This is a genomic window from Streptomyces sp. CNQ085, assembly GCF_022614595.1.
Classification (GTDB): domain Bacteria; phylum Actinomycetota; class Actinomycetes; order Streptomycetales; family Streptomycetaceae; genus Streptomyces.
The window spans coordinates 29,516-56,221 of sequence record NZ_JAJFAU010000011.1; the positions used below are offsets into that span (position 1 = coordinate 29,516).

Below are 26,706 nucleotides of genomic sequence, written 5' to 3' on the forward strand. Positions count from 1 at the left end.
GAACGGTCCGCCGGGCAGTGGGCCGCGATGTCCGGGACCGCGGCGCACCGCTCGCTTCGCCCCGGCGGGGAGGAGCCCGGTAATCTCCGCCCCATGTCCCGCCATGTCGCGATCGTCACCGATTCCACGGCCTACCTGCCACAGGCGGCACTGGAACACCACCGCATCACCTCGGTGCCGCTGACCGTGGTGCTGGGCGACCGGGCTCTGGAGGAGGGCACCGAGCTCTCCGCCCGCTCGCTGGCCGAGGCCCTTCGGAAACGGCGGTCCGTGACCACATCCCGCCCCGGTCCGCAGGTGTTCGCCGAGGCCTACCGCTCCATCGCGAGGGAGCCGGGGGTGGAGGGCATCGTCTCCCTCCACCTGTCGGCCGAGCTCTCCGGCACCTACGACGCGGCCATGGCCGCCGCGCGCGAGGCGCCCGTACCGGTGCGGGTGGCGGACACCGGCATGGTGGCGATGGCGCTGGGCTTCTGCGCCCTGGCCGCGGCCGAGGCCGCCGAGGCGGGCGGCACGCTGGACGAGACGGTCGCCGCGGCCCGGCAGCGGGCCGAGGGAACCTCCGCGTTCTTCTGCGTGGACACCCTGGAGTACCTGCGGCGCGGCGGACGCATCGGCGCGGCCCGGGCCCTGCTGGGCTCGGCCCTGGCGGTGAAACCGCTGCTGGAGCTGGAGGACGGCCGTATCGGCATGCTGGAGAAGGTCCGCACCGCCTCCCGCGCCGTCGCCCGCCTGGAGGAGATCGTGGCGGAGCGGGCGGGCGGCGCCGATGTGGACATCGCCGTCCACCACCTGTCGGCCGCGGACCGGGCCGAGAAGCTCGCGCAGCGGCTCCGCACCCGGCTGCCGGGGCTTGGGGAGCTGCACGTCAGCGAGGTGGGAGCGGTCATCGGCGCGCACACGGGACCTGGGCTGCTGGGCGTTGTGGTGTCACTCCGGCAGGTGACGGAGTTGTCCACAACCGGCCGGTAGTCCACGGAGAAAGGCCGTGCCCGGACGGGACGGGCGCTCCCACCTACCGTCGGGCGGCATGAGCACCCCACCACGCCCGCGGCCGCGCACTCCGGCCCCCCGCACCTCCACCGCCCCCCGTTCCCTCACCCGCCCGCCTCTGCGCCCCCTGGCGGCGGGCCCCGGCCGCCATCGGGGCCCCGGCGGGGGCACCCCGTACGCGGGGCGGCACGGGCGCCGGCGGACATCCCGGCGGACCGCCGAGGCGGCGCCCCTGAGGGCCCGCGCGGGAGCGCTGCTCGGGGAGATCCCACCGCCCCCCGCCTCGGAGCCGGAGCCGGTGCCGCACGATCCCGGCGCCGGCGGACCGCACGCCACGTTGTCGCGGACGGAGGCCGTCACGGCCGCACGCGACGCGGTCCGGCAGGCGCAAACCGCCCGTCTGGCGGCGGAGCGCTCGCGGGGGCGGACGGCGGAGCGGGCGCCGGTGCCGCCTCAGACCGCCCCCGGCCCCGCTTCCGCCCCCGGCCCGGGTGGTGCGCGCGCCCCCGGGGCCGAGCCGGACACCGCCCCCGAGGGCCCGACCCGGCGCGCACGGCTGGCGGAGGCCGTGCGGGACAGGCTGCCGCTGTGGGTACGTACGCGGTGCGGGGTGGAGCCGCGCACGCTGGCCGCGCTCGCCCTGACCCTGGCCGTGGCCCTGGGCTTCGCCGCGCACCACTTCTGGAACGGGCGTCCGCAGACGGTACAGGCGCCGCCGGTGGAGTCGGCCTCCCGCTCGCGTCCCGCGCCTTCCCCGGCCCCTCCCACGGCGCCCGTCCTCGCCCCGGCGCCCGCGGCGGCTCCGGGCACGGCTTCCGGCGCGGCTCCCGGGGGAGGGACGCTGCTGGTGGACGTGGCGGGCGAGGTCCGCAGGCCCGGGGTCCACCGGCTGCCGGCGGGCGCCAGGGTGGCCGACGCCCTGCGGGCCGCAGGTGGCATCCGGCCGGGCACCGACCTCCACGGACTCAACCGCGCCCGGCCGCTGGCCGACGGCGAGCAGATCGTCGTCGGGGAGCCCCCCACGGCGCCCGCCGCGGGTCCGCCTGTCCCCGGTGCGCCCGCCGCGGCCGGAGGCGGCCCGGCGGCGGGCGCACCGATCAGCCTCAACTCCGCCACGGCCGAGCAGCTCGACACGCTCCCCGGCATCGGGCCCGTGATGGCCCGGCGCATCATCGACCACCGCACCGGGCGCGGCGGCTTCTCCTCCGTCGAGGAACTCCGCGAGGTCAGCGGAATCGGGGAACGCCGCTTCGCCGAGCTGAAGCCACTGGTCGGGCCGTGACCGCGAGCGCGCCGACCGCTACGGGGGGCCGTACGGCGGCTCGTGCGGAAGCCGGTGCGGAGGCCCGGTCGGTGGTCCACGCCGCCACCGGTCACCGGCTGGGGGCGGCGGAGCCGCACCAGGATGGGCCGGCCGACCTGCGGCTGGTGCCGCCCGCGCTGGCCGCCTGGGGCGCGGCGGCCCTGGCTCTGGGTGCTCCGGGCGGTGCGGCCCTCGCGGGCGCGGCGCTGTGCCTCCTCGGTGCGGCGGTGTGCCTGGTCCTGGCACGGGGCCGCGGCGGGAGCCGTCACGGGGACCGCTGCGGCGGAATCCGGGGAGGCGGGCGTACGGCCGTCGCCATGACGCTGGTGTGCGCAGCCGCCGGCGGCGGGGTGGCCGCGGCCCACGCGGCCGACCTGCACCGCGGCCCCCTGCCGGCGGCGGCCCGGCAGTACGCGCACATCACCGCCGAGGTGGCCGTCACCGGTGATCCGCGCGTCGTCCGGCCTCGCGTACACGGCTCGGAGCAACTGGCGGGCACGGTGATGCTGCGCGCCGAGGCCCTGCGCGTCACCACCGCCGACGGCACGGTGACCGCCACCCGGTCGCCGGTGCTCGTCCTGGTGCGGGGGAGGGACTCGGCGGCCGGGCCGCCGGCGGAGTGGCTGGATCTGCTGCCCACCACCCGGCTGCGGCTCCGGGCGCGGCTCCTGCCACCTCGGGACGACGGGGCCGGGAACCGCGACATCGCCGCCGTCCTGAGGGCGAGCACCGGCGGGCCGCCCACGGTGACCGCGGGGCCGACGGCCCTCCAGCGCACCGCCGGAGAGCTGCGATCCGGGCTGCGGGAGGCCAGTGACGGGCTGCCCGGCGACGCGCGGGCGCTGTTGCCCGGTCTGGTCGTCGGGGACACCTCGCGCGTTCCTGCCGACCTCGACGCCGCCTTCCGGGCCGCCGACATGCTCCATCTGCTGGCGGTCAGCGGGGCGAACCTCGCGATCCTGCTGGTGCTGCTCATCGGACCACCGGGCAGAGCCGTACGCGCCGAACGCCGGGGCATGGCACCCAGGCTGGGGATGTCGCTGCGCGCCACCGCCGTTGCCGGAGCACTGCTCACCCTCGCCTTCGTGGTGGTCTGCCGCCCCGAGCCCAGCGTGCTGCGGGCAGCGGCCTGCGGGCTGATCACCATCGCCGCGATCGGTACCGGACGACGGCGGTCCCTGCTGCCGGCCCTGGCCGCCGCCGTACTGCTGCTCGTGCTCTGCGACCCGTGGCTGGCCCGCGACTTCGGCTTCGTCCTCTCGGTCCTGGCCACCGGCTCGCTGCTCACCGTCGCCCCTCGCTGGAGCGAGGCCCTGCGCCGCCGGGGTGTGCCGGGCAGGCTCGCCGAGGCGCTGGCGGCGGCGGCAGCCGCGCAGGCGGTGTGCGCGCCTGTGGTCGCGGTCCTCGCGGCCCACGTCAGCCTGGTGGCGATCCCGTGCAACATGCTGGCCGAGTTCCTGGTCGCGCCCGCCACCGTGCTCGGCTTCGCGGCCCTGCTCACGGCGCCTCTGGCGCCGCCGGCGGCCGAGTGGCTGGCCCGACTGGCGGGCTGGCCCACCGGGGCCGTCGCCGCCATCGCCCGGGCGGGGGCCTCCCTGCCCGGAGCCGAGATCGGCTGGCCCGGCAGCTGGACCGGCGCGCTGCTGCTGGCCGCGCTCACCGCGGCGGCGGTCCTGACCGCCCGTTATCTGGTACGGCACCGGTGGCTGTGCGCGGCCTGCGCCGTGCTGCTGACACTGGCGGTCCTGCGCCCCGCCCCGCTGGTCCGTCCGCTCACCGGCTGGCCGCCACCGGGATGGCGGCTGGCGGTCTGCGACGTGGGTCAGGGGGACGCGCTGGCACTGGCGGCCGGGGAGGGCGCGGCCGTGGTCGTCGACGCCGGTCCCGAGCCGGAGACGGTGGACCGCTGCCTGCGCACCCTCGGTGTCACCGCCATCCCCCTGCTGGTGCTCACCCACTTCCACGCCGACCATGTCGCCGGGCTGGCCGGGGTGCTACGGGGCCGTGCGGTCGGGGCGATCCAGACCACCACCCGGAGCGAGCCAGCCGGGCAGGCGGCGGCGGTACGGCGCGAGGCCATCCGCGCGGGAGTGCCGGTAGTCGGGGCGGGCCCGGGGGAGCGGCGCCGCATCGGCGACCTGTCCTGGGAAGTGCTCTGGCCCCGTCGGCCGCCGCCGCCCGGACCGCCCTCCGCCTCGGGCGAGGACGCCAACGACGCCAGTGTCACCCTCCTCGTCCGTACGGCGGGCCTGACCGTCCTCCTCCCTGGCGACCTCGAACCCCCGGCGCAGCGCGGCCTGCTGACGGCACACCCCGACCTGCCCGCGGTGGATGTCCTCAAGGTGGCCCACCACGGCTCCGCCCACCAGGAACCGGCCCTGCTGGAACGGCTGCGCCCCCGGGTGGCCCTCGTCTCCTGCGGAGAGGACAACCCCTACGGGCATCCGTCCCCGGGGCTTCTTTCCGGACTGCGTGCCCTGGGCTCCGCCGTTGTGCGCACCGACACCCACGGCTCCCTGGCCGTCACCGCGGACGGGACGGTGGTCGCGTCGGGCTGAAGGGCCGCCGGGGCGGCCGACGGCGCGGATCCCGGCCCAGCTTCGCGGCGAACGCGTCCGCCTCCCGCCCGGGTATTCCGTTTCCGGCCCGGGCCGTGGCGTGCCAGAGTCGGACGGTGGACACATCCCGACGCGACCTGCTGCGCCGCCAGTCCGACTTGACCTGGGCGCTGTTCGAGTACCACCTGGAACGCCTGGAGCCCGAGGACTTCTTCTGGGAGCCCGCTCCCGGGCAGTGCTGGACGGTGCGCCCGGACGCGGGAGGCAAGTGGGTGCCGGACTGGGCGGACACCGAGCCCGATCCCGTCCCGGTCCCCACGATCGCCTGGCTGAGCTGGCACATCGGCTGGTGGTGGGGCACGGCGTCCGACCACGCGCGGGGCCGGACGCCGCGCGGGCGCGGCGATGTCGTCTGGCCGGGCGGGGGGAAGGCCGCCGTCGAGTGGCTGCGTGGTCTGCGCACGCACTGGCTGGAAGTGCTGGAAGGCATCACCGAGGCAGGCATGGACGCCGCCGCCCCTTTCCCGTGGCCGGACGGGGCCGGGTACACGGTCGCCGACATGGCGGCGTGGGTGAACTCCGAGCTGATGAAGAACGCCGCCGAGATCGGCCAGCTCCGGACGCTGCGCGCCGCGTCCCCCGGCTGAGGCGGTCCGCCTCCGGGCCCGTTCGCCCCTACTCCCGCCCCCGCCGGCCTCAGTCCCTCTCCAGCCAGCCGTCGTACTCGGCGGCGAGGGCGTCCAGTCCGGCCGGGTCGTACGCGCCGCCCGGATCGTCGAGGACGATCAGCCACTGGGCGTCCTCCGCGTCGTCCTCGCCCGCCAGCGCCTCGCGGACCGGCCGCGGCTCCTCCGCCAGGCCGAGCCGTTCGGTGATCTCCTCGGCCACCTCCTGCGCGGCGTCACGGTCGGGGAGCACCAGGATGTGTCGTACGTGGTCCACCGCGCCATTGTGCGACAGCCGCCGGGGCGGCCGGCGGACAGGCCCGGACTGCCGCGGTGGCCCCCGGCGGTGGTCCCGGCGGGGCCGGGGCTGTCGGCGGCTCGTGGGATGCTGGTACGCGATGGCCGGTAAAACCAGGAAGTCCTCGACCGACGACCCCCTCGCCCCCGTCACGCTCGCGGTGGGCCAGGAGGATCTGCTGCTCGACCGCGCGGTGCGCCGGGTGACCGACGCGGCCAGGGCCGCCGACGCCGACACCGACGTGCGCGAACTCGCCCCCGCCGACCTGCGGCCCGGCACGCTGGCGGAGCTGACCAGCCCGTCCCTGTTCGCCGAGCGCAAGGTCGTGGTCGTCCGGGACGCGCAGGACCTCGCCGCCGACACGGTCAAGGACGTCAAGGCGTATCTGGGTTCACCGGCCGAGGAGATCACCCTGGTGCTGGTGCACGCGGGCGGCGCCAAGGGCAAGGGGCTGCTGGACGCCGCCCGCAAGGCGGGTGCGCGCGAGGTCGCCTGCCCGAAGATGACCAAGCCCGCCGACCGGCAGGCGTTCGTGCGCGGCGAGTTCCGCGCCGCCGGGCGCTCGGCGACACCGGAGGCATGCCAGGCCCTGGTGGAGATCCTCGGCAGCGATCTGCGTGAACTGGCCAGTGCCTGCTCCCAGCTCACCGCCGATGTCGAGGGCACCATCGACGAGGCGATCGTGGCCCGCTACTACAGCGGGCGCGCCGAGGCGTCCAGCTTCACCATCGCCGACCGGGCGGTGGAGGGCAGGCTGCCCGAGGCACTGGAGGCGCTGCGCTGGTCGCTGTCCACGGGTGTGGCCCCGGTGCTGGTCACCAGCGCCCTGGCCCAGGGGGTACGGGGCATCGGGAGGCTGATGTCGGCCCCGCGCGGGATGCGCCCCGGCGACCTGGCCCGTGAGCTGGGCATGCCGCCGTGGAAGATCGACCGGGTCCGCCAGCAGATGCGCGGCTGGTCGGCGGACGGTGTGTCGGCGGCGCTGCGTGCGGTGGCCGAGTCCGACGCGGCGGTCAAGGGCGGCGGGGACGATCCGGAGTACGCCCTGGAGAAGGCCGTCATCACCATCGCCCGTGCGGCCCGCTCCCGCTGAGGCGGGGTGCGAGAAGCGGCGCGCGGGAGTGCGTGCGGAACGCGTACTGCCCGCCGTGGGGGATCACGGCGGGCAGTACGCGTCAGGCTCTCGGCCCGGAACTTCTCGGTGCGCCGCACCCGCGTGGCGAACGCAGGCCGCGTGCGGCGCGGTGGGCCGGCACGGAGCGGTGAGAGGGTCCGCTGGAGTCCGTTCCGGCACCGGGGCGGGGCCGCCGGCAGACGGCCCGGGGACTTCAGCCCTTGAGAGCGGAGACCTTCTGGGCCAGCGCCGACTTCTTGTTGGCGGCCTGGTTCTTGTGGATCACGCCCTTGCCGGCGGCCTTGTCCAGCTTCTTGCCGGCCACGCGCGCGGCCTCGACGGCCTTCTCGGCGTCACCGGCGGCGATCGCCTCACGGGTGCGGCGGATCGCGGTCTTCAGCTCGGACTTGACCGCCTTGTTGCGCTGGCGGGCCTTCTCGTTGGTCTTGATCCGCTTGATCTGGGACTTGATGTTCGCCACGAAAGAGCCTTCTCGGGTGTGATGAGGTGTGATTCGGTGTCCCGTCGTCTTCCCGCGCGGTTCCGTCGCATCCGTCCTCGCGCCGAGCCCCGCGCGAGGGCGTTGAGACACAGTCGCTCAGGCTACCAGCAGGCCTGATCGGCTCCCAAACCGGACCGTAAGCGCCACTCATGGGACGATGGGGGAGACGTACCGATCCGAGCCATGACCCGACAGGACCCTGCGTGCCCGCGACCCCATCGAACGTGCCGGAGCCGAGCCGTACCGACCCGGCGCTGATCCGCAACTTCTGCATCATCGCGCACATCGACCACGGCAAGTCGACGCTCGCCGACCGGATGCTCCAGCTCACCGGTGTCGTCGAGCAGCGCCAGATGCGCGCCCAGTACCTCGACCGCATGGACATCGAGCGCGAGCGCGGTATCACGATCAAGTCCCAGGCGGTCCGCCTGCCGTGGGCCCCCACCGAGGGCGAGGACAAGGGGACGGCCCACATCCTCAACATGATCGACACCCCCGGGCACGTCGACTTCACCTACGAGGTGTCCCGCTCGCTGGCCGCGTGCGAGGGGTGCATCCTCCTGGTCGACGCCGCCCAGGGCATCGAGGCCCAGACGCTCGCCAACCTCTACCTGGCGATGGAGAACGACCTCACGATCATCCCCGTCCTCAACAAGATCGACCTTCCGGCCGCCCAGCCGGAGAAGTTCGCCGCCGAGCTGGCGCACCTCATCGGCTGCGACCCGTCGGAGGTGCTGAAGGTCTCCGCCAAGACCGGTGAGGGCGTCGAGGCGCTGCTGGACGAGGTCGTGCGGCAGGTCCCGGCCCCGGTCGGCGTCGCGGACGCCCCCGCCCGCGCGATGATCTTCGACTCGGTCTACGACGCCTACCGCGGCGTCGTGACGTATGTGAAGGTCGTCGACGGCAAGCTCTCCAGGCGTGAACGTATCCAGATGATGTCGACCGGCGCCGCCCACGAGTTGCTGGAGATCGGCACCAACAGCCCGGAGATGCTGCCCGCCGACGGCCTGTCCGTCGGCGAGGTGGGCTATCTGATCACTGGTGTGAAGGACGTGCGCCAGTCCAAGGTCGGCGACACCATCACCCAGTTCTCCAAGGGGGCCACCGAGCCGCTGGGCGGCTACAAGGATCCCAAGCCGATGGTGTTCTCCGGCCTGTATCCGCTGGACGGGTCGGACTACCCCGAGCTGCGCGACGCCCTGGACAAGCTCCAGCTCAACGACGCCGCGCTGGTCTACGAGCCGGAGACGTCCGCCGCTCTCGGCTTCGGCTTCCGTGTGGGCTTCCTCGGCCTGCTGCACCTGGAGGTCATCCGCGAGCGCTTGGAGCGCGAGTTCGGACTCGACCTGATCGCCACCGCGCCCAACGTGGTCTACCGCGTGGACATGGAGGACGGCACCGAGCACATCGTCACCAACCCCAGCGAGTACCCGACGGGCAAGGTCGCCCAGGTGCACGAGCCGGTCGTCCGTGCGACGGTGCTGACGCCGAACGACTTCGTCGGCGCCGTGATGGAGCTGTGCCAGTCGCGGCGCGGCAACCTGCTGGGCATGGACTACCTGTCCGAGGACCGCGTCGAGCTGCGCTACACCCTTCCGCTGGCGGAGATCGTCTTCGACTTCTTCGACGCGCTCAAGTCCAAGACCCGCGGTTACGCCTCGCTCGACTACGAGCCGACCGGCGAGCAGACCGCCGACCTGGTCAAGGTCGACATCCTGCTGCACGGCGACAAGGTGGACGCCTTCTCCGCGATCGTCCACAAGGACAAGGCGTACAGCTACGGGGTCAGGATGGCCTCCAAGCTGCGGGAGCTCATCCCCCGCCAGCAGTTCGAGGTGCCCATCCAGGCCGCCATCGGCTCGCGCGTCATCGCCCGCGAGACCGTCCGCGCCATCCGCAAGGACGTGCTCGCCAAGTGCTACGGCGGCGACATCTCCCGCAAGCGGAAGCTGCTGGAGAAGCAGAAGGAGGGCAAGAAGCGCATGAAGGTGGTGGGCCGGGTGGAGGTCCCGCAGGAGGCGTTCATCGCCGCGCTCTCCTCGGACTCCGACGGCGGAGGCGACGCCAAGGGCAAGAAGTAGGTCCTCCCGGGCCCGGCTTCCCGGACCCGGCACGCGGGCGGCAGCCGCAGGACGGAGCGTCCGCGAGGCGCCCGCGTGCCCGCACGGGCCCGCGGGCGCCCTCACACGTGTGGGCCCGTGCGCGGGCGCACGGCCGGCCGGGCGGGGTATGTGGTGTATGTATCGCACAGGTCACGGCTTCACGCAGGCGATGCGCAGGCCCTTTCAAGGCGGGGCCTTCCGCCTTAGGCTGATCGCCCGCTCGGTTGTTACTCGCGAGTCACTCAATGCGCACAAAGCAGTACGCACAGCACGAAAGCGTTCCACCCATTCCCACCCCAGCACTCGCGGTGGGCCGAGCCTTGGAGCCACCCCCCTGCACCGTCGCGGGCCCCGGAGGATGTTGTGAGCGACAACCAGTCCCTGATCCAGAACCGTCCGCCCTCGGTGGCCAACCTCTTCCTGGAGCGCATCGAGGCGACCCCGGACGGCGAGGCGTACCGCTATCCCGTGCCCCCCGCCTCGGGCCGGGGGCCGGACGAGTGGCGTTCCCACACCTGGGGCGAGGCCGCGCGGCGCGTCTTCGCGATCGCCGCGGGCCTGATGGACCTGGGTGTGAGGCCCGAGGAACGGGTCGCCATCGCCTCAGACACCAGGGCCGACTGGATCCTGTGCGACCTGGGTGTGCTGTGCGCCGGAGCGGCCACCACGACCGTCTACCCCAGCACCAACGCCGAGGAGACCGCCTACATCCTCGCCGACTCCGAGAGCCGCGTGCTGATCGCCGAGGACGCCGGGCAGCTCGCCAAGGCCCGTGAGTGCCGCACGGAGCTGCCGGACCTCGCCCATGTCGTCGTCATCGAGGCGGAGGGCGCCGTGGCCGCCGAGGGCGACCCGGAGGGCTGGGTGCTGTCGCTGGACGAGCTGCGCAGGCGAGGCGAGGCGTACCTGGAGAAGCACCCCGAGGCGGTCAGGGAGACCGTCGGCGCCCTGCGCCCCGACCAGCTCGCCACCCTGATCTACACCTCCGGCACCACCGGCCGGCCCAAGGGCGTGCGGTTGCCGCACGACGCCTGGTCCTACATGGCCAAGGCCATCGCCGCGACGGAGCTGGTCCGCGCCGCCGACGTACAGTACCTGTGGCTGCCGCTGGCACACGTGTTCGGCAAGGTGCTCACCGCGGCCCAGATCGAGGTCGGCCACGTCACCGCCGTGGACGGCCGGGTCGACAAGATCATCGAGAACCTTCCGGTCGTGCGTCCCACCTACATGGCCGCCGTCCCCCGGATCTTCGAGAAGGTCTACAACGGGGTCGCGGCCAAGGCGCGGGCGGGCGGCGGCGCCAAGTACAAGATCTTCAAGTGGGCGGCCGGGGTCGCGCGCGAGTACGCCAAGGTCACTCAGGACAACTTCCGCCGCACCGGCACGGCCTCCGCCCCCGCCGGCCTGAGGGCGAAGCACGCGGTGGCCGACAAGCTCGTCTACGCCAAGCTCCGCGAGGCCTTCGGCGGAAGGCTGCGCGCCTGCGTCTCGGGCTCCGCCGCCCTGGCCCCGGAGATCGGCTACTTCTTCGCCGGCGCCGGCGTCCACATCCTGGAGGGCTACGGCCTCACCGAGTCCAGCGCCGCCAGCTTCGTCAACCCCGGCGAGGCGTACCGCACCGGCACGGTCGGCAAGCCGCTGCCCGGCACCGAGGTGCGCATCGCCGAGGACGGCGAGATCCTGCTGCGCGGCCCCGGCATCATGCAGGGCTACCACAGGCTGCCGGAGAAGACCGCCGAGGTCCTGGAGGAGGACGGCTGGTTCCACACCGGCGACATCGGTGAGCTGTCGGAGGACGGCTACCTGCGGATCACCGACCGCAAGAAGGACCTGATCAAGACCTCGGGCGGCAAGTACATCGCCCCGGCCGAGGTCGAGGGGCAGTTCAAGGCGGTCTGCCCCTACGTCTCCAACATCCTGGTGCACGGCGCCGACCGCAACTACTGCACCGCGCTCATCGCGCTCGACGAGCCCACCATCATGGGCTGGGCCGAGGAGCACGGGATGGGTGGCAGGAGCTACGCGGAGGTCGTCGGCTCCGAAGAGGTGCACAAGCTCGTCGACGGCTATGTCCAGCGCCTCAACGAAGGCCTCCAGCGCTGGCAGACGATCAAGAAGTTCCGGATCCTGCCGCGTGACCTGGACATCGAGCACGGGGAACTCACCCCGAGCCTGAAGCTGAAGCGGCCCGCGGTGGAGAAGAAGTTCGGCCACCTGATCGAGGAGATGTACGAGGGCGCCCGCGAGGGGTGAGGTCCGGGGCCCGGAACGGGACGGAAGGGCCGGGGACGTCGTACCGCGGGCGCCCCCGCCCTCCGGGCCCCGGGCGGGCCGTCAGGGCTTGCGTCCCACACCGCAGAAGGCGTCGACCTCCTCCTCGCCCTCCCCGGGCCCGCCCTCCCGCGCGGGGTCGGGCCGCCAGCGGTTGCACGACACCACCCCGGGCTCCACCAGTTCCAGGCCGTCGAAGAAGGCGGCGATCCGCTCGGGGGTGCGCAGGACGAGCGGTGCGTTGCCGGAGGAGTTCCACACCTCCACGATCCTGTCCGACCGCTCGCCGTGGATGACGTTGGTGCCGTCGTACAGCACCAGGTGGCTGCCCGGCGGCAGGGCCTCCACCAGCCGGCGCACGATGCCGTACGCCTCGTCGTCGTCGGTGACGAACTCCATGATGCCCATCAGCAGCAGGGCGACGGGCCGGGCGAGGTCCAGTGTCGTCGCGGCGCCCCGGAGGATCGCGTCGGGGTCGCGCAGATCGGCGTGGATGTACTCGGTAACGCCCTCGGGTGAGCTGGTGAGCAGGGCTCGGGCGTGGGCCAGCACCAAGGGGTCGTTGTCGACGTAGACGACGCGCGACTCGGGGGCCAGCCGCTGCGCGATCTCGTGGGTGTTGTCCACGGTGGGCAGCCCGGTGCCGACATCCAGGAACTGGCGGACGCCGGCCTCGGCGACCAGGTACCGCACGGTCCGGCCGAGGAGGGCCCGGGAGGCGCGGGCCAGCCGGGGCACGTCGGGGAGGATCGCCGTGATCTGGTCTCCGACCGCGCGGTCGACCTCGTAGTTGTCCTTCCCTCCCAGCCAGTAGTTCCAGATCCGCGCCACGTGCGACACCGTGGTGTCGATCACGGGCGGCGCCTGCGGTTCGGGTGCGGGCGGGTGGTCGCTCACGGAAGGGGCCCTCCTGTCACGGATCACAGCGGTGGTCATCGCACAACGTAACCCAACTGACCGCGAGAGGACGGGGGTTGGCACCGGAGCGGCACGGTGGCAGTAGCCCCGCGGGGGTCCGACGCGCTCCGCGCGGCACCGCTCCGCGCGGTGGGGTGAGGATGCCGCCAGTACCGCGTCGGCCAGGGTTCACCCCGCTCGCCGCCCTGGCCGAAAGCCCGGGCAGGACGACTGCACGCGGCTTCCGGCCGCCCGGCGATCGCACACACCTGGGGGTCCCCCGGCCGGAGGCCGGGGGAGCCTCGCCACCGGGCAAACCCTGACTGACACGGTCCTAGTCCACCAGATCGCGGACCACCGCGTCGGCCAGCAGGCGGCCACGCAGGGTCAGAGCCGCGCGCCCGCGCTCGTACGCCTCCGGGCGCAGCAGCCCGTCCGCCAGCGCCCGCTCGGCGGCGCGCGCCCCGGCCGGGGCCAGGACGCCCAGCGGTACGCCGTCCACCAGCCGCAGCTCCAGCAGGACGCGCTCCACGCGCCGGTCCCCGTCGTCCAGCACCTCGCGGCCCACGCCCGGTGAACGGCCCTCGGCAAGCGCCTGGGCGTACGCGCCGGGGTGCTTGGCGTTCCACCAGCGCACTCCGCCGACGTGGCTGTGCGCCCCCGGACCGGCCCCCCACCAGTCGGCGCCCGTCCAGTACAGCTCGTTGTGGCGGCAGCGGGCGGCCTCCGCCGACGCCCAGTTGGACACCTCGTACCAGTCGAGACCGGCCGCCGACAGCATCTCCTCGGCGATCAGGTAGCGGTCGGCGTGCACGTCGTCGTCCGTCATCGGCACCTCGCCGCGCCGGATGCGGGAGGCAAGCCGCGTGCCGTCCTCCACGATCAGCGCGTACGCCGAGACGTGGTCGGGGCCGGCGCCGAGGGCGGCCTCCAGCGAGGCCCGCCAGTCGTCGTCGCTCTCGCCCGGGGTGCCGTAGATCAGGTCCAGGTTGACGTGCTCGAAGCCCGCCGCGCGGGCCTCGGCCACGCATGCCTCGGGACGGCCGGGGGTGTGGGTGCGGTCCAGCACGGACAGCACATGGCGCCGGGCACTCTGCATGCCGAAGGAGATCCGGTTGAAGCCCGCCTCGCGCAGCTCGGCCAGGTAGGCCGGGTCGACGGACTCCGGATTGGCCTCCGTGGTGATCTCGGCGCCTTCCGCCAGCCCGAATTCCTCCCGGACCACGGCCAGCGTCCGCCCCAGGTCGGCGGCGGGCAGCAGGGTGGGGGTGCCGCCGCCGACGAAGACCGTTTCCACCGGCCGGGGGTCGTCGCCGAGGACCTTGCGCGCCAGCCGCACCTCCTCGGCCAGCGTCCCCGCGTAGTTGTCCCGCGAGGCGAGCGCGCCGCCGGAGCCGCGCAGCTCGCTCGCGGTGTAGGTGTTGAAGTCGCAGTAGCCGCAGCGCGTCGCGCAGTAGGGCACGTGCAGGTAGAAGCCGAGGGGGCGCCGCGCCGCGCCGGCCAGGGCGTGCGCGGGCAGGGAACCGTCGGCGGGGACGGGCTCGCCGTCGGGCGGTGCGGAAGGCATGGGGACCATTGTCCCGCACCCGGCCCGGACCGGTCCCCGCCCCGAAGGCTCAGGGACCGACCGGTCCGCCCGCCGGCCCGCCCACCGTGACGTGGTCGATCAGCCGCTCGACCGGGCCGAGCAGCCCCGGCTCCAGATCCGTGTAGTCGCGTACGCTCCCCAGGATCCGCTTCCACGCCGCGCCGGTGTTCTCCGGCCAGCCCAGCGCCCGGCACACCCCCGTCTTCCAGTCCCGGCCGCGCGGCACCCGGGGCCAGGCGCCGATACCCAGCGCGGACGGCTTCACCGCCTCCCAGACGTCGATGTACGGGTGGCCGACGACCAGCACGTTCTCACCGGTGACCTCGGCGGCGATCCGGGACTCCTTGGAACCGGGCACCAGATGGTCCACCAGCACCCCCAGCCGGGCTTCGGGAGTGGGGCCGAAGGCCTCCACGACCGCCGTCAGGTCGTCCACGCCCTCCAGGTACTCCACGACCACGCCCTCGACCCGCAGGTCGTCGCCCCAGACCTTCTCCACCAGCTCCGCGTCGTGGCGCCCCTCGACGTAGATGCGCCCCGCCCGCGCCACCCGCGCGCGGGCGCCCGGCACCGCCACCGACCCCGAGGCCGTGCGCCGGGGCGCCACCGGAGCGGGCGGGGCCACCGCCCGCGGCCGGACGAGGGTGACGGCCCTGCCCTCCAGCAGGAAGCCGCGCGGCTCCATCGGGAAGACCCGGCACTTGCCGAAGCGGTCCTCCAGCGTGACGGTGAAACCCTGCGCCGTCCTCTCACAGCGCACCACCGCCCCGCAGAAGCCGGTCGTGACCTCCTCCACCACCAGATCCGGCTCGACGGGCACCTCGGGCGCGGGCCCGTGGTTGCCGGAGGTCCGCTTCCACGGAGGGGTCAGGTCGGGGCCGTACCGTCTGCTGCGCATGCGGTCATTGTGTTACGTGATCCCCACCGTGAAACCTGAGACGGGTCCCTCCGCGGAACCCGCCGCGGCGTCCGTCACACCGTGCCGAAGCGTTCCGCCAGCGCGTCGCGCTGGGCGCGGACGAAGGCGGCGTCCACCACCGCCCCGTGGCCCGGTACGTACCGCGCGTCCTCGCCGCCCAGGGCGAGCAGCCGGTCCAGCGCGGCCGGCCAGTGGACGGGGTGGGAGTCCGGGCCCGCCTGCGGCTCGCCGGACTCCTCCACCAGGTCACCGCAGAAGACCACGTCCGGCCCGCCCGGCAGGCCGGGGACCACGACGGCCAGGTCGTGGGCGGTGTGCGCCGGGCCGACATTGGCCAGGAGCGCCTCCCGGCCGCCCAGCCGGACGGTCAGCTCGCCGGCCACCCGGTGGTGCGGGTGGACGAGTACGTCGACAGCCTCGGCCGCCTCCCGCGGGTCCGCGCCGTGCCGCACGGCGTCCTGGCGCAACTCGTCCTTCGAGTGGACCAGCAGGTCCTCGATCCCCACCGCCCCGTAGACCTCCACCCCGGCGAAGGCCGAGGCGCCCAGGACGTGGTCGAAGTGCGGATGGGTCAGCGCCACGTGGGTCACCGGCAGCCCGAAGCGATCGTGCAGGTACCGCCGGACGCGCGCGCCGTCACCCAGCGTCGCGCCCGTGTCGACCACCAGTATCCCGGTCCCGCCCGCGACGGCCCCGACCGTCTCGTCCCAGCCGGGCATGCGGCGGCGTACGACTCCGGGTGACAGCTCTTCCCAATCGGTCTCCACACCGCGACGCTAGTGCCATCACGCGGGCGGTGCCCGCCGGGATGTGGTGCGGATCGCCCTTCCGGTCGGCGCCCGCCCTTGCCCTGGCCGTGGTCACCGGCCGTACACTGGCACAGGGTGACTGGCACTCACCGGTTGAGAGTGCCAGGGGTGAGGAACGGACGAGACGGCCGGACGGGAGGTGCGCCCAGATGCCCAGTGAACGCAGACTCGAAGTCCTGCGCGCCATCGTCCAGGACTACGTGGGCACGCAGGAGCCGGTGGGTTCCAAGGCGCTGACCGAGCGGCACAACCTCCAGGTCTCCCCGGCCACCGTGCGCAACGACATGGCGGCCCTGGAGGACGAGGGGTACATCGCCCAGCCCCACACCAGCGCCGGCCGAGTGCCCACCGACAAGGGCTACCGTCTGTTCGTCGACAGGCTGGCGGGCGTCAAGCCGCTGTCCAAGCCGGAGCGCCGGGCGATCCAGAACTTCCTGGAGGACGCCGTCGACCTCGACGACGTCGTCAGCCGCACCGTGCGGCTGCTGGCCCAGCTCACCAGGCAGGTCGCCGTCGTCCAGTACCCCTCGCTGACCCGCTCGACCGTCCGCCACGTCGAACTGCTGCTCCTGGCCCCCGCGCGTCTGATGCTCGTACTGATCACGGACACCGGGCGGGTCGAGCAGCGGTTGGTGGACTGCCCGGCGCCCGTCTCCGAGTCGTCCCTGGCCGATCTGCGCGCCCGGCTCAACAGCCGGGTCGTCGGCGAGCGCTTCTCCGAGGTGCCCGGGCTGGTGCAGGACCTGCCGGAGTCCTTCGACTCCGAGGACCGCGGCACGGTCTCGACGGTGCTCGCCACCCTCCTGGAGACACTGGTGGAGGAGACCGAGGAGCGGCTGATGATCGGCGGCACCGCCAATCTCACCCGCTTCGTGCACGACTTCCCGCTGACCATCCGGCCGGTGCTGGAAGCTCTGGAGGAGCAGGTCGTCCTGCTCAAGCTGCTGGGCGAGGCGAAGGACCCGGGCATGACGGTGCGAATCGGCCATGAGAACGTTCACGAGGGACTGACCTCCACGTCGGTCGTCTCGGTCGGTTACGGTTCGGGAGACGAGGCGGTCGCCAAGCTCGGTGTGGTCGGGCCGACCCGCATGGACTACCCCGGAACGATGGGAGCGGTACGCGCAGTGGCACGTTACGTCGGACAGATTCTCGCGGAGTCGTAAGTGGCAACCGACTACTACGCGGTCCTGGGCGTGCAGCGCGATGCCTCACAGGACGAGATCAAGAAGGCCTTCCGCAGGCTCGCGCGCGAACTGCACCCTGACGTCAACCCGGATCCGAAGACGCAGGAGCGGTTCAAGGAGATCAACACCGCCTACGAGGTGCTCTCCGACCCGCAGAAGAAGCAGATGTACGACCTCGGCGGCGATCCCGCCGGCGGCGCGGGCCGGGGCGGCGGGTTCGGCGGGGGCTTCAACAACTTCTCCGACATCATGGACGCCTTCTTCGGCTCCGCCTCCCAGCGCGGGCCGAGGTCCCGCACCCGGCGCGGCCAGGACGCCATGATCCGGCTCGACATCGAGCTGGACGAGGCGGCCTTCGGCACCACCAAGGACATCCAGGTGGACACGGCGGTCGTCTGCACCACGTGCAGCGGTGAGGGGGCGGCCCCGGGCACCTCCGCGCAGACGTGCGACATGTGCCGCGGACGCGGAGAGGTCTCGCAGGTCACCCGGTCCTTCCTGGGCCAGGTCATGACCTCGCGCCCCTGCCCCCAGTGCCAGGGCTTCGGCACGGTCGTGCCCACCCCCTGCCCGGAGTGCGCGGGCGACGGCCGGGTGCGCTCGCGGCGCAACCTGACGGTGAAGATCCCGGCCGGCGTCGACGACGGCACCCGCATCCAGCTCGCCGGCGAGGGCGAGGTCGGCCCGGGCGGCGGTCCGGCGGGCGACCTGTACGTCGAGATCCACGAGGCGCCGCACCCGGTCTTCCAGCGGCGCGGCGACGATCTGCACTGTACGGTCACCATCCCCATGACGGCGGCGGCGCTGGGTACCAAGGTCCCGCTGAAGACGCTGGACGGCATGGACGAGGTCGACATCCGGCCCGGCACCCAGTCCGGCCAGTCCGTCCCGCTCCACCAGCGCGGTGTGACGCACCTGCGCGGCGGCGGCCGCGGCGACCTGGTCGTCCACGTGGAGGTCCAGACGCCGAACAAGCTGGACCCGGAGCAGGAGGAGCTGCTGCGCCGTCTGGCCAAGCTGCGCGGCGAGGAGCGGCCCACGGGCCAGTTCCAGCCGGGGCAGCAGGGGCTGTTCTCGCGGCTGAAGGACGCGTTCAACGGGCGTTGAGGCGGTCGTGGGGCAGGACGGCCGGCCTCCGGTGGGCATGGCAGGATGCCGCCATGCCCACCGAGCTGATCACCCCGGCCGCCCGGCCGGAGCGCCCCGCCCGGCGGTCCGCGTGACCGCCCCCGTCTTCCTGGCCGAGAGCGCCCTCCTGGCCGGTGCCGTCCCCGGCGCCGTGCTGGTGCTGGAGGGACCCGAGGGCAGGCACGCCGTCGCGGTACGGCGGCTGCGCGCGGGCGAGGGGGTCGTCCTCACCGACGGGGCGGGCACCGGGGCCTTCGGCACCGTCACGGCCGTCGGGGGGAAGGACCGCCTGGAGGTCGCCGTCACCGAGGTGCGCACCGAGCCGGAGCCGTACCCGCGGATCACCGTCGTCCAGGCCCTGCCCAAGGGCGACCGCGGCGAGCTGGCCGTGGAGACGATGACGGAGACGGGCGTGGACGCGATCGTGCCCTGGTCCGCGTCGCGCTGCGTCACGCGGTGGCGGGGCGAGCGCGGGCAGAAGGCGCTGCGCAAGTGGCGTTCCACCGCGCGCGAGGCCGGCAAGCAGTCGCGCAGGCTGCGCTTCCCGGAGGTCGCCGACCCGGCCGGCACCCGGCAACTGCTCCCGCTGCTGTCGTCCGCCGCCTTCGCCGCGGTCCTCCACGAGGAGGGCTCGCTCCCGCTGGCGACCGCCGGGCTGCCGGCCGGGGGCGAGCTGGTACTCGTCGTCGGTCCGGAGGGCGGGGTCGCCCCCGAGGAGCTGGAGGCGTTCGAGCGGGCCGGCGCGCGCCCGTACCGGCTGGGCCCGAGCGTGCTGCGCACCTCCACGGCGGGTACGGCGGCGGCGGCGCTGCTGCTGGGACGTACCGGCCGCTGGTCCTGATCACCCGTGTCGCGGCCGGGGTACGATCGGCGCTGCGTGACCACCGATCGACCCACCTCACAGCGGGAGGCGCCACCGTGGCGGAGGAACCGCAGGCGGACTGCCTGTTCTGCAAGATCGTGGCGGGGGACGTCCCGGCGACGATCGTCCAGGAGACCGACACCACGCTCGCCTTCCGGGACATCAACCCGCAGGCGCCCACCCATGTGCTGGTGATCCCCAAGGAGCACCACTCCGACGCCGCCGCGCTGGCCGCCGCCGCCCCGCAGCTGGCCGCCGACGTGCTGCGCGCGGCGGGCGAGGTCGCCGCGCAGGAGAACATCGCCCCGCCCGGGGGCGCCACCGTCGGCTACCGGATCGTGTTCAACACCGGTGCGGGCGCCGGGCAGACCGTCTGGCACGCGCACGCCCACGTCCTGGGCGGACGCGGCCTGAACTGGCCCCCCGGATAAGTCCGTTGTCCGTACGTGAACTGGTCGTGCTGGGCACGGCCAGCCAGGTGCCCACCCGTCGGCGCAACCACAACGGCTACGTTCTGCGCTGGGATGGTGAGGCGCTGCTGTTCGACCCCGGCGAGGGCACCCAGCGCCAGATGCTCCGCGCGGGCGTGGCCGCCCACGACCTCACCCGGCTGTGCGTCACCCACTTCCACGGCGACCACAGCCTGGGCCTGGCCGGGGTCATCCAGCGCATCAACCTCGACCGGGTCCCGCACCCGGTCACGGCGCACTACCCGGCGAGCGGGCAGCGTTTCTTCGACCGCCTGCGGTACGCCACCGCCTACCGCGAGACGGCCGAACTGCGCGAGGAGCCGGTCGGCGCCGACGGCACGGTGGCCGCCACCGCCGCGTACACGCTCCAGGCGCGGCGCCTGTCCCATCCGGTGGAGTCCTACGGCTACCGCCTGGTCGAGCCCGACGGACGCCGGATGCTGCCCGAGCGGCTCGCCGCCCGCGGCATCTCGGGCCCGGACGTCGGCCGCATCCGGCGCGAGGGGGAACTGCGCGGGGTCTCCCTGGACGAGGTGAGCGAGACCCGCCCCGGCCAGCGCTTCGCCTTCGTGATGGACACCCGGCTGTGCGACGGCGTGCACGCGCTGGCCGAGGGCTGCGACATGCTGGTCATCGAGGCGACCTTCCTCGACGACGAGGAGGCCCTGGCGCGGGAGTACGGCCATCTCACCGCGGGCCAGGCGGCCTCCGTCGCGGCGCGGGCGGGGGTGCGGCACCTGGTGCTCACGCACTTCTCGCAGCGCTACGACGACCCGGCCCGGTTCGCCGTCCAGGCCAGGGAGGCGGGGTTCGCCGGGGAGCTGACCGTGGCCGAGGACCTGATGCGGGTGCCGCTGCCCCGGCGGCGCTGACCGCCGCCGCCCGTACTCTCCCCGCGCCGCACCGGCCCGTCCCGACCCGTGCCGGGAGGCCCCCTCCTTACCGTGCTGGTGAGCCGTTCGCAAACCGCCGCCGGCTTTCCGCGCCGATCGTGCACACTGGCCGCATGCTCGACCCGCTCGCCTCACTCCGCACCCCCGACGACCCGCTCTGCGATGTCTATCTGACCGGGACGGTCTTCCTGGACATCATCTTCACCGGTCTGGACTCGGCACCGGTGCGCGGCACCGAGTCCTGGGCGCGGGGCATGGGGTCGAGTCCCGGCGGCGTCGCCAACATGGCCACCGCCCTGGCCCGGCTCGGCCTGCACACCTCACTCGCCGCCGCTTTCGGCGACGACATGTACGGCGAGTACTGCTGGGAGGCGCTGGAGAAGGGCGAGGGCATCGACCTGTCACGGTCACGCACCGCGCCCGGCTGGCACTCGCCGGTCACCGTCTCGATGGCCTACGAGGGCGAGCGGACGATGGTCTCCCACGGGCACGAGGCCCCCCGGCCCGAGGAGCCCGTCCCCGGCGACCCGCCCGCCGCCCGCGCCTGTGTCGCCTCCCTCCGGCCCGGCAGGCGCCAGGAGTGGATCGCCCGGGCGGCCCGGTCCGGCAGCCGGGTCTTCGCCGACATCGGCTGGGACGAGACCGGCCGCTGGGACCCGGACGACCTCGCCGACCTGGAGCACTGCGAGGCGTTCCTGCCCAACGCCGGGGAGGCGATGGGCTACACCCGCACCGACTGCCCCCGCGCCGCCGCCCGCCGCCTCGCCGAGAAGGTGCCGCTGGCCGTGGTGACCATGGGGTCCGAGGGCGCCGTCGCGGTGGACGGCGCCACGGGTGAGACGGCCGAGGTGCCCGCCATCTCGGTGGAGGCGCTGGACCCCACCGGAGCCGGGGACGTGTTCGTGGCCGGTTTCGTCGCCGGCACCCTGGCCGACTGGCCGCTGGCCGACAGGCTGGCCTTCGCCGGGCTGACCGCCGCCCTGTCGGTGCAGGAGTTCGGCGGCTCGCTGTCCGCGCCGGGATGGGTCGAGATCGCCGCCTGGTGGCAGCGTGTGCGCGACTTCGACGAGCAGGATCCGGCCGCCCTGAGCCGTTACGGCTTCCTGGACGCCCTGCTGCCCGGCTGCGCCCGGCCGTGGCCGCTGCGCCGCGCGGTACCGACCATCGGCTTCCGCCGGCCGTGACCCGCCCCGGGCCGGCGGAAGCCCGCCCCGGGTCTCCCGTGGCGCCGGGGCGCCGGACCGGGCCGCGGTCCGGGCATACAAATCGCTACTGACCTGTCAGCGTCACGTCGTACCCTGGAAGTCCAGGCGCGCGGCGGAGACAGACCGGCGGCACAGCAGCGACAGAGAGGGACGCGCAGGCCACAGAGCCGGCCCATGACTCAGACACAGACGGACCAGGCACGGTCCACCCAAGCGAGTGCCCGTTTCACCGTCCCGGCCAAGCACCCGATGGTGACGGTGCTGGGTTCCGGCGACTCCCTCCTCCGTGTGATCGAGAAAGCCTTCCCGTCGACGGACATCCACGTTCGCGGGAACGAGATCACCGCGACCGGCGAGGCGGCGGAGGTCGAACTCGTCCAGCGGTTGTTCGACGAGATGATGCTGGTGCTGCGCACCGGCCAGCCGCTGACCGAGGACGCGGTGGAACGATCGGTCGCCATGCTCCGCGACGCGGAGGACGGCGGCGCCGAGACACCGGCCGAGGTGCTGACGCAGAACATCCTGTCCAACCGCGGCCGTACGATCCGCCCCAAGACGCTCAACCAGAAGCGCTACGTGGACGCGATCGACAAGCACACCGTCGTCTTCGGCATCGGCCCGGCGGGCACCGGCAAGACCTACCTCGCCATGGCCAAGGCGGTGCAGGCCCTGCAGTCCAAGCAGGTCACCCGCATCATCCTGACCCGGCCCGCCGTCGAGGCGGGGGAGCGGCTGGGCTTCCTGCCCGGCACGCTCTACGAGAAGATCGACCCGTACCTGCGGCCGCTGTACGACGCGCTGCACGATATGCTCGACCCCGACTCCATCCCGCGCCTGATGGCCGCCGGGACGATCGAGGTCGCGCCGCTGGCGTACATGCGCGGCCGTACGCTCAACGACGCCTTCATCATCCTGGACGAGGCTCAGAACACCAATCCCGAGCAGATGAAGATGTTCCTCACCCGGCTCGGCTTCGACTCCAAGATCGTGATCACCGGCGATGTCACCCAGGTCGACCTGCCCGGCGGCACCAGAAGCGGCCTGCGCCAGGTACAGGGGATCCTCGAGGGCGTGGAGGACGTCCACTTCTCGCGGCTCACCAGCACCGACGTCGTGCGGCACAAGCTGGTCGGCCGTATCGTCGACGCCTACCAGCGCTACGACGACAGCCACGGAACCACCGACGGCAGTGACCGAAAGTAACGGAAAGCAACCGCCATCCACATGTCGATCGACGTCAACAACGAGTCCGGCCGCGAGATCGACGAGCGGGCGATCCTCGGTATCGCCCGCTACGCCCTCGCCCGGATGCGCATCCACCCGCTGTCGGAGCTGTCGGTGATCGCCGTCGACACCGACGCCATGGAGCAGCTCCACAAGCAGTGGATGGACCTCCCCGGCCCGACCGACGTGATGTCCTTCCCCATGGACGAGCTGCGCCCGCCTTCCAAGGACGAGGACGAGCCCCCGCAGGGCCTTCTCGGCGACATCGTGCTCTGCCCCGACGTCGCCGAGAAGCAGGGCGCCGACGCCCCGACGAAGCACTCCATGGACGAGGAGCTGCAGATGCTCACCGTCCACGGGATGCTCCACCTGCTCGGCTACGACCATGAGACGCCCGGTGAGCGGACCGAGATGTTCGGCCTCCAGGCGGCGATCGTCGACGGCTGGCGCGCCGAGCGCGGCCTGGAAGGGCCCTCCCCGGCCCCGACGACGGCATGAGCGCCCCGCTGATCGCCGCGGCGGTCCTGCTGGTCGGTCTCGCCTGGCTGGCCGCCTGTGCCGAGGCCGGCCTGGCCAGCACCACCAGCTACCGCGCGGAGGAGGCCGTACGCTCCGGGCGGCGCGGCGGGGGCAAGCTGGCCGCCGTCGCGGCCGACCCCACCCGGTACCTCAACCTCGCCCTGCTGCTGCGGGTGACCGCCGAGATGTCGGCCGGAGTCCTGGTCACCTACGGCTTCCTGCACACCTTCGAGGTCACCTGGCAGGCGCTGTCGGCGGCCGGCGGCGTGATGGTGCTCGTCTCCTACGTCGCCGTCGGCGTCTCGCCGCGCACCATCGGCCGCCAGCACCCGCTGAACACCGCCACGGCCGCCGCGTACGTGCTGCTGCCGCTGGCACGTGTGCTCGGTCCGCTGCCGCAGCTGCTGATCCTCCTGGGCAACGCCCTGACCCCGGGCAAGGGCTTCCGCAAGGGCCCGTTCGCCACCGAGGCCGAACTGCGGGCCATGGTCGACCTGGCCGGGCGGGAGGCGCTGATCGAGGACGAGGAGCGCCGTATGGTGCACTCCGTCTTCGAGCTGGGCGACACCCTGGTGCGCGAGGTGATGGTGCCGCGCACCGAGCTGGTCTCCATCGAGCGGTTCAAGACCATCCGCCAGGCGCTCACCCTGGCCCTGCGCTCGGGCTTCTCCCGCATCCCGGTGACCGGCGAGAACGAGGACGACGTCATCGGCATCGTCTACCTCAAGGACCTCTCCCGCAAGGTCCACATCAACCGCGACACCGAGAACGACCTGATCTCCACGGCCATGCGTCCGGCGGCCTTCGTCCCCGACACCAAGAACGCCGGCGACCTGCTGCGCGAGATGCAGAAGGACCGCACCCACGTCGCCGTCGTGATCGACGAGTACGGCGGCACCGCCGGGATCGTCACCATCGAGGACATCCTGGAGGAGATCGTCGGCGAGATCACCGACGAGTACGACCGGGAGCTGCCGCCCGTCGAGGACCTGGGCGACGGCCGCCACCGGGTCACCGCCCGCCTGGACCTGGGCGACCTGGGTGAGCTGTACGGCCTGGACCTGGAGGACGAGGACGTGGAGACGGTCGGCGGACTGCTGGCCAAGCTCCTGGGCCGCGTCCCCATCGCGGGTGCCACGGCGACGGTGGAGGTGTCCGAGGGGCGCGGGGAGCACCGCGGCGGCCACCACGCGGACCGCCAGGGCGATCCGGCGCCGCGCGGCCTGCGGCTGACCGCCGAGTCCCCGGCGGGCCGCCGCAACCGCATCGTCACGGTCCTGGTCGAGCCGGTCCGCGTCCCCGCGCCGGAGCCGGAGGACGAGGCGGCCGGGACCGGTGGCTGACGGCCGGAGCCCGCGGGAGGAGGCGGCCGGAGGGAGGCGAGGGCGCAATCCACGCGTTCCCGGCCTGGGCCGCCCCTCGGCGCGGGTGAGCACATATGCTCACCCGCATGAGCGAAGCCGCCGATCTGGATCCCGAAGACCGCAAGATCGTCACCCTCGCGCGCAGCGCGCGGGCCCGCAACGCCGTGCCCGAGGGTGCGGCCGTACGCGACGAGACCGGGCGCACGTACGTGGCCGGAACCGTCGCCCTGAAGTCGCTCCGGCTGAGCGCGCTGCGGACGGCCGTCGCGATGGCGGTGGCCTCCGGGGCCAAGTCCCTGGAGGCCGCGGCCGTGGTCTCCGAGGCGCCCGCCGTGCCCTCCGCGGACCTCGCCGCCGTCCACGACCTGGGCGGTCCGGCCACCCCGGTGCTGCTGGCCGGCCCCGACGGCGCGGTCCGCTCCACCGTCACCGCGGGCTGAAACCGCCGGGCGGGGGGGGAGAGCGCGCCGGCCGGTACGGAGGCGCCCTGCGGATCGGGGAGAATGGCCACCATGAGCGACCGTTCCCCCTCCCCCCGATCCGAGCAGCAGGCGGAACCCGCGCCGCACCGCGCGGGCTTCGCCTGCTTCGTCGGCCGCCCCAACGCGGGCAAGTCGACCCTCACCAACGCCCTGGTGGGAACGAAGGTCGCGATCACCTCCAACCGCCCGCAGACCACCCGCCACACCGTGCGCGGCATCGTCCACCGCCCCGACGCGCAGCTCGTCCTGGTGGACACCCCCGGTCTGCACAAGCCGCGCACCCTGCTCGGCGAGCGTCTCAACGACGTGGTGCGCACCACCTGGGCCGAGGTCGACGTGATCGGCTTCTGCCTGCCGGCCGACCAGAGGATCGGCCCCGGCGACCGCTTCATCGCGGGAGAGCTGGCGGCCCTGAAGCGCACCCCGAAGGTCGCGATCGTCACCAAGACCGACCTGGTGGACTCCAAAGCGCTGGCCGAGCAGCTCGTGGCCGTCGACCGGCTCGGCAAGGAGCTGGGCATCGAGTGGGCCGAGATCGTTCCGGTCTCCGCCACCGCGGGCGACCAGGTGGGCCTGCTGGCCGACCTGCTCGTGCCCCTCCTGCCCGAGGGCCCGCAGCTCTACCCGGACGGCGACCTCACCGACGAGCCCGAGCAGGTCATGGTCGCCGAGCTGATCCGCGAGGCGGCGCTGGAGGGGGTGCGCGACGAGCTGCCGCACTCCATCGCCGTGGTGGTGGAGGAGATGACGCCGCGCGAGGGACGCCCGGCGGACCGGCCGCTGCTGGACGTCCACGCCAACGTCTTCATCGAGCGCCCCAGCCAGAAGGGCATCGTCATCGGCCCCAAGGGCAGCCGGCTCAAGGAGGTCGGTACCAAGTCCCGCAAGCAGATCGAGGCGCTGCTGGGCACTCCCGTCTACCTCGACCTGCACGTCAAGGTCGCCAAGGACTGGCAGCGCGACCCCAAGCAGCTGCGCAGGCTCGGTTTCTAGGGCGCCGCTTCCGGGGCACGGCTTTCACGAGCGGGCCCCGGTCCCCGGTCCCTGTGCTCATTCATGTGAGTTCTCGCATACTGATACGCGCCGCCACGCACCGTCCGCCTCGGTTACGCTGACTCGCATCATGCGTTTTGGGCTGCTTCTCCTTAGCTGCCGCGGTGAGGGCCTGTAGTCATACGGCCGACCCCCTCCCCGCGGAGTTCGGTGATGCCGTCGTCGGTCCCTTCGGGAAAGCGTTCGAAGAGCGTATTCGAAGCCCATCGCCCTCCACAGGAGCCCAGTCCACATGAGCAGTGATTCCTCCCGCGTAGGCCGCCCCACGCCCGTCACCGCGGCCACGGTGGCACAGAAGCC

Annotated in this window: 24 protein-coding genes; 18 read left to right on the plus strand and 6 right to left on the minus strand. The window is 73.4% G+C overall.

Annotated features, from left to right (window positions below; genetic code table 11):
- The first annotated feature begins 93 nt into the window (after positions 1-93).
- From LJ221_RS04045 to LJ221_RS04060, 4 genes are all read left to right on the plus strand, one after another.
- Positions 94-972, plus strand: a complete 879-nt coding sequence (locus LJ221_RS04045; RefSeq protein ID WP_241713755.1) for a DegV family protein — start codon at positions 94-96, stop codon at positions 970-972.
- Positions 973-1,438: 466 nt separating this feature from the next.
- Positions 1,439-2,275, plus strand: coding sequence for a ComEA family DNA-binding protein (locus tag LJ221_RS04050; RefSeq protein ID WP_241713757.1), 837 nt, complete (start codon positions 1,439-1,441; stop codon positions 2,273-2,275).
- 338 nt (positions 2,276-2,613) lie between these two features.
- Entirely contained in the window at positions 2,614-4,854 is a 2,241-nt protein-coding gene (locus LJ221_RS04055; protein ID WP_302851946.1) for a ComEC/Rec2 family competence protein, read from the plus strand.
- A gap of 116 nt (positions 4,855-4,970) precedes the next feature.
- Positions 4,971-5,501 (plus strand): DinB family protein, encoded by a 531-nt coding sequence (locus LJ221_RS04060; RefSeq protein ID WP_241713761.1) that lies wholly within the window; start codon positions 4,971-4,973, stop codon positions 5,499-5,501.
- Between the two features lie 49 nt (positions 5,502-5,550).
- Here LJ221_RS04060 and LJ221_RS04065 read toward each other — a convergent pair whose 3' ends face one another.
- Entirely contained in the window at positions 5,551-5,796 is a 246-nt protein-coding gene (locus tag LJ221_RS04065) for a hypothetical protein (protein ID WP_241713763.1), read from the minus strand.
- A gap of 121 nt (positions 5,797-5,917) precedes the next feature.
- On the opposite strand from LJ221_RS04065, the gene holA reads away from it, so the two are divergent.
- The gene (gene holA / locus LJ221_RS04070; RefSeq protein ID WP_241713765.1) at positions 5,918-6,910 is read left to right on the plus strand and encodes a DNA polymerase III subunit delta; all 993 of its coding nucleotides are present in this window, start codon (positions 5,918-5,920) and stop codon (positions 6,908-6,910) included.
- Positions 6,911-7,145: 235 nt separating this feature from the next.
- Here holA and rpsT read toward each other — a convergent pair whose 3' ends face one another.
- Positions 7,146-7,412, minus strand: coding sequence for a 30S ribosomal protein S20 (rpsT, locus tag LJ221_RS04075; RefSeq protein ID WP_241713767.1), 267 nt, complete (start codon positions 7,410-7,412; stop codon positions 7,146-7,148).
- Between the two features lie 224 nt (positions 7,413-7,636).
- On the opposite strand from rpsT, the gene lepA reads away from it, so the two are divergent.
- Together lepA and LJ221_RS04085 are read left to right on the plus strand one after the other, a co-directional pair.
- A complete protein-coding gene (gene lepA / locus LJ221_RS04080; protein WP_241713769.1) occupies positions 7,637-9,514 on the plus strand; it encodes a translation elongation factor 4 in 1,878 nt (625 codons plus the stop codon).
- Between the two features lie 384 nt (positions 9,515-9,898).
- Positions 9,899-11,788: a long-chain fatty acid--CoA ligase gene (locus LJ221_RS04085; RefSeq protein ID WP_241713771.1), complete on the plus strand. Its 1,890-nt coding sequence runs from the start codon at positions 9,899-9,901 to the stop codon at positions 11,786-11,788.
- A gap of 81 nt (positions 11,789-11,869) precedes the next feature.
- Here LJ221_RS04085 and LJ221_RS04090 read toward each other — a convergent pair whose 3' ends face one another.
- The 4 genes from LJ221_RS04090 to LJ221_RS04105 form a co-directional block, all read right to left on the minus strand.
- Entirely contained in the window at positions 11,870-12,703 is an 834-nt protein-coding gene (locus tag LJ221_RS04090; RefSeq protein WP_241713773.1) for an SAM-dependent methyltransferase, read from the minus strand.
- A 334-nt stretch (positions 12,704-13,037) separates the two neighbouring features.
- Complete coding sequence (gene hemW / locus LJ221_RS04095; RefSeq protein ID WP_241713775.1) at positions 13,038-14,270, minus strand: radical SAM family heme chaperone HemW; 1,233 nt, start codon at positions 14,268-14,270, stop codon at positions 13,038-13,040.
- Positions 14,271-14,319: 49 nt separating this feature from the next.
- Positions 14,320-15,189, minus strand: a complete 870-nt coding sequence (locus LJ221_RS04100; protein WP_241713777.1) for a DUF3097 domain-containing protein — start codon at positions 15,187-15,189, stop codon at positions 14,320-14,322.
- A 74-nt stretch (positions 15,190-15,263) separates the two neighbouring features.
- Positions 15,264-15,929 (minus strand): MBL fold metallo-hydrolase, encoded by a 666-nt coding sequence (locus LJ221_RS04105; RefSeq protein ID WP_241713806.1) that lies wholly within the window; start codon positions 15,927-15,929, stop codon positions 15,264-15,266.
- 239 nt (positions 15,930-16,168) lie between these two features.
- Between LJ221_RS04105 and hrcA the strand changes: the two genes are divergently transcribed.
- The 11 genes from hrcA (at position 16,169) to era (ending at position 26,346) form a co-directional block, all read left to right on the plus strand.
- Positions 16,169-17,185 (plus strand): heat-inducible transcriptional repressor HrcA, encoded by a 1,017-nt coding sequence (hrcA, locus tag LJ221_RS04110; RefSeq protein ID WP_241713779.1) that lies wholly within the window; start codon positions 16,169-16,171, stop codon positions 17,183-17,185.
- Complete coding sequence (dnaJ, locus tag LJ221_RS04115; RefSeq protein WP_241713781.1) at positions 17,186-18,313, plus strand: molecular chaperone DnaJ; 1,128 nt, start codon at positions 17,186-17,188, stop codon at positions 18,311-18,313.
- 112 nt (positions 18,314-18,425) lie between these two features.
- The gene (locus LJ221_RS04120; protein ID WP_241713783.1) at positions 18,426-19,175 is read left to right on the plus strand and encodes a 16S rRNA (uracil(1498)-N(3))-methyltransferase; all 750 of its coding nucleotides are present in this window, start codon (positions 18,426-18,428) and stop codon (positions 19,173-19,175) included.
- A 77-nt stretch (positions 19,176-19,252) separates the two neighbouring features.
- On the plus strand, positions 19,253-19,627 hold the full coding sequence (locus LJ221_RS04125) for a histidine triad nucleotide-binding protein (protein WP_241713785.1): 375 nt from the start codon (positions 19,253-19,255) through the stop codon (positions 19,625-19,627).
- 5 nt (positions 19,628-19,632) lie between these two features.
- A complete protein-coding gene (locus tag LJ221_RS04130; RefSeq protein WP_241713787.1) occupies positions 19,633-20,538 on the plus strand; it encodes a ribonuclease Z in 906 nt (301 codons plus the stop codon).
- A 134-nt stretch (positions 20,539-20,672) separates the two neighbouring features.
- The gene (locus tag LJ221_RS04135) at positions 20,673-21,743 is read left to right on the plus strand and encodes a PfkB family carbohydrate kinase (RefSeq protein ID WP_241713789.1); all 1,071 of its coding nucleotides are present in this window, start codon (positions 20,673-20,675) and stop codon (positions 21,741-21,743) included.
- A 195-nt stretch (positions 21,744-21,938) separates the two neighbouring features.
- Positions 21,939-22,967, plus strand: coding sequence for a PhoH family protein (locus LJ221_RS04140; protein ID WP_241713791.1), 1,029 nt, complete (start codon positions 21,939-21,941; stop codon positions 22,965-22,967).
- 21 nt (positions 22,968-22,988) lie between these two features.
- A complete protein-coding gene (ybeY, locus tag LJ221_RS04145; protein WP_241713793.1) occupies positions 22,989-23,486 on the plus strand; it encodes an rRNA maturation RNase YbeY in 498 nt (165 codons plus the stop codon).
- Positions 23,483-24,850, plus strand: a complete 1,368-nt coding sequence (locus LJ221_RS04150) for a hemolysin family protein (protein WP_241713795.1) — start codon at positions 23,483-23,485, stop codon at positions 24,848-24,850. Before ybeY ends, LJ221_RS04150 begins: the two co-directional genes overlap by 4 nt.
- A gap of 95 nt (positions 24,851-24,945) precedes the next feature.
- Entirely contained in the window at positions 24,946-25,311 is a 366-nt protein-coding gene (locus tag LJ221_RS04155; RefSeq protein ID WP_241713797.1) for a cytidine deaminase, read from the plus strand.
- A gap of 63 nt (positions 25,312-25,374) precedes the next feature.
- Positions 25,375-26,346 (plus strand): GTPase Era, encoded by a 972-nt coding sequence (era, locus tag LJ221_RS04160; protein WP_241713799.1) that lies wholly within the window; start codon positions 25,375-25,377, stop codon positions 26,344-26,346.
- Positions 26,347-26,706: the final 360 nt, after the last annotated feature.

What these genes read in the sequence shown, in the direction of transcription:
- LJ221_RS04045 (WP_241713755.1), top strand. Translation starts at nt 94, where the DNA reads ATGTCCCGCCATGTCGCGATCGTCACCGATTCCACGGCCTACCTGCCA.
- LJ221_RS04055 (WP_302851946.1), top strand. Translation starts at nt 2,614, where the DNA reads ATGACGCTGGTGTGCGCAGCCGCCGGCGGCGGGGTGGCCGCGGCCCAC.
- holA (WP_241713765.1), top strand. Translation starts at nt 5,918, where the DNA reads ATGGCCGGTAAAACCAGGAAGTCCTCGACCGACGACCCCCTCGCCCCC.
- hemW (WP_241713775.1), bottom strand. Translation starts at nt 14,270, where the DNA reads ATGCCTTCCGCACCGCCCGACGGCGAGCCCGTCCCCGCCGACGGTTCC.
- LJ221_RS04100 (WP_241713777.1), bottom strand. Translation starts at nt 15,189, where the DNA reads ATGCGCAGCAGACGGTACGGCCCCGACCTGACCCCTCCGTGGAAGCGG.
- LJ221_RS04105 (WP_241713806.1), bottom strand. Translation starts at nt 15,929, where the DNA reads ATGCCCGGCTGGGACGAGACGGTCGGGGCCGTCGCGGGCGGGACCGGG.
- hrcA (WP_241713779.1), top strand. Translation starts at nt 16,169, where the DNA reads ATGCCCAGTGAACGCAGACTCGAAGTCCTGCGCGCCATCGTCCAGGAC.
- LJ221_RS04135 (WP_241713789.1), top strand. Translation starts at nt 20,673, where the DNA reads ATGCTCGACCCGCTCGCCTCACTCCGCACCCCCGACGACCCGCTCTGC.
- LJ221_RS04140 (WP_241713791.1), top strand. Translation starts at nt 21,939, where the DNA reads ATGACTCAGACACAGACGGACCAGGCACGGTCCACCCAAGCGAGTGCC.
- ybeY (WP_241713793.1), top strand. Translation starts at nt 22,989, where the DNA reads ATGTCGATCGACGTCAACAACGAGTCCGGCCGCGAGATCGACGAGCGG.
- LJ221_RS04150 (WP_241713795.1), top strand. Translation starts at nt 23,483, where the DNA reads ATGAGCGCCCCGCTGATCGCCGCGGCGGTCCTGCTGGTCGGTCTCGCC.
- LJ221_RS04155 (WP_241713797.1), top strand. Translation starts at nt 24,946, where the DNA reads ATGCTCACCCGCATGAGCGAAGCCGCCGATCTGGATCCCGAAGACCGC.
- era (WP_241713799.1), top strand. Translation starts at nt 25,375, where the DNA reads ATGGCCACCATGAGCGACCGTTCCCCCTCCCCCCGATCCGAGCAGCAG.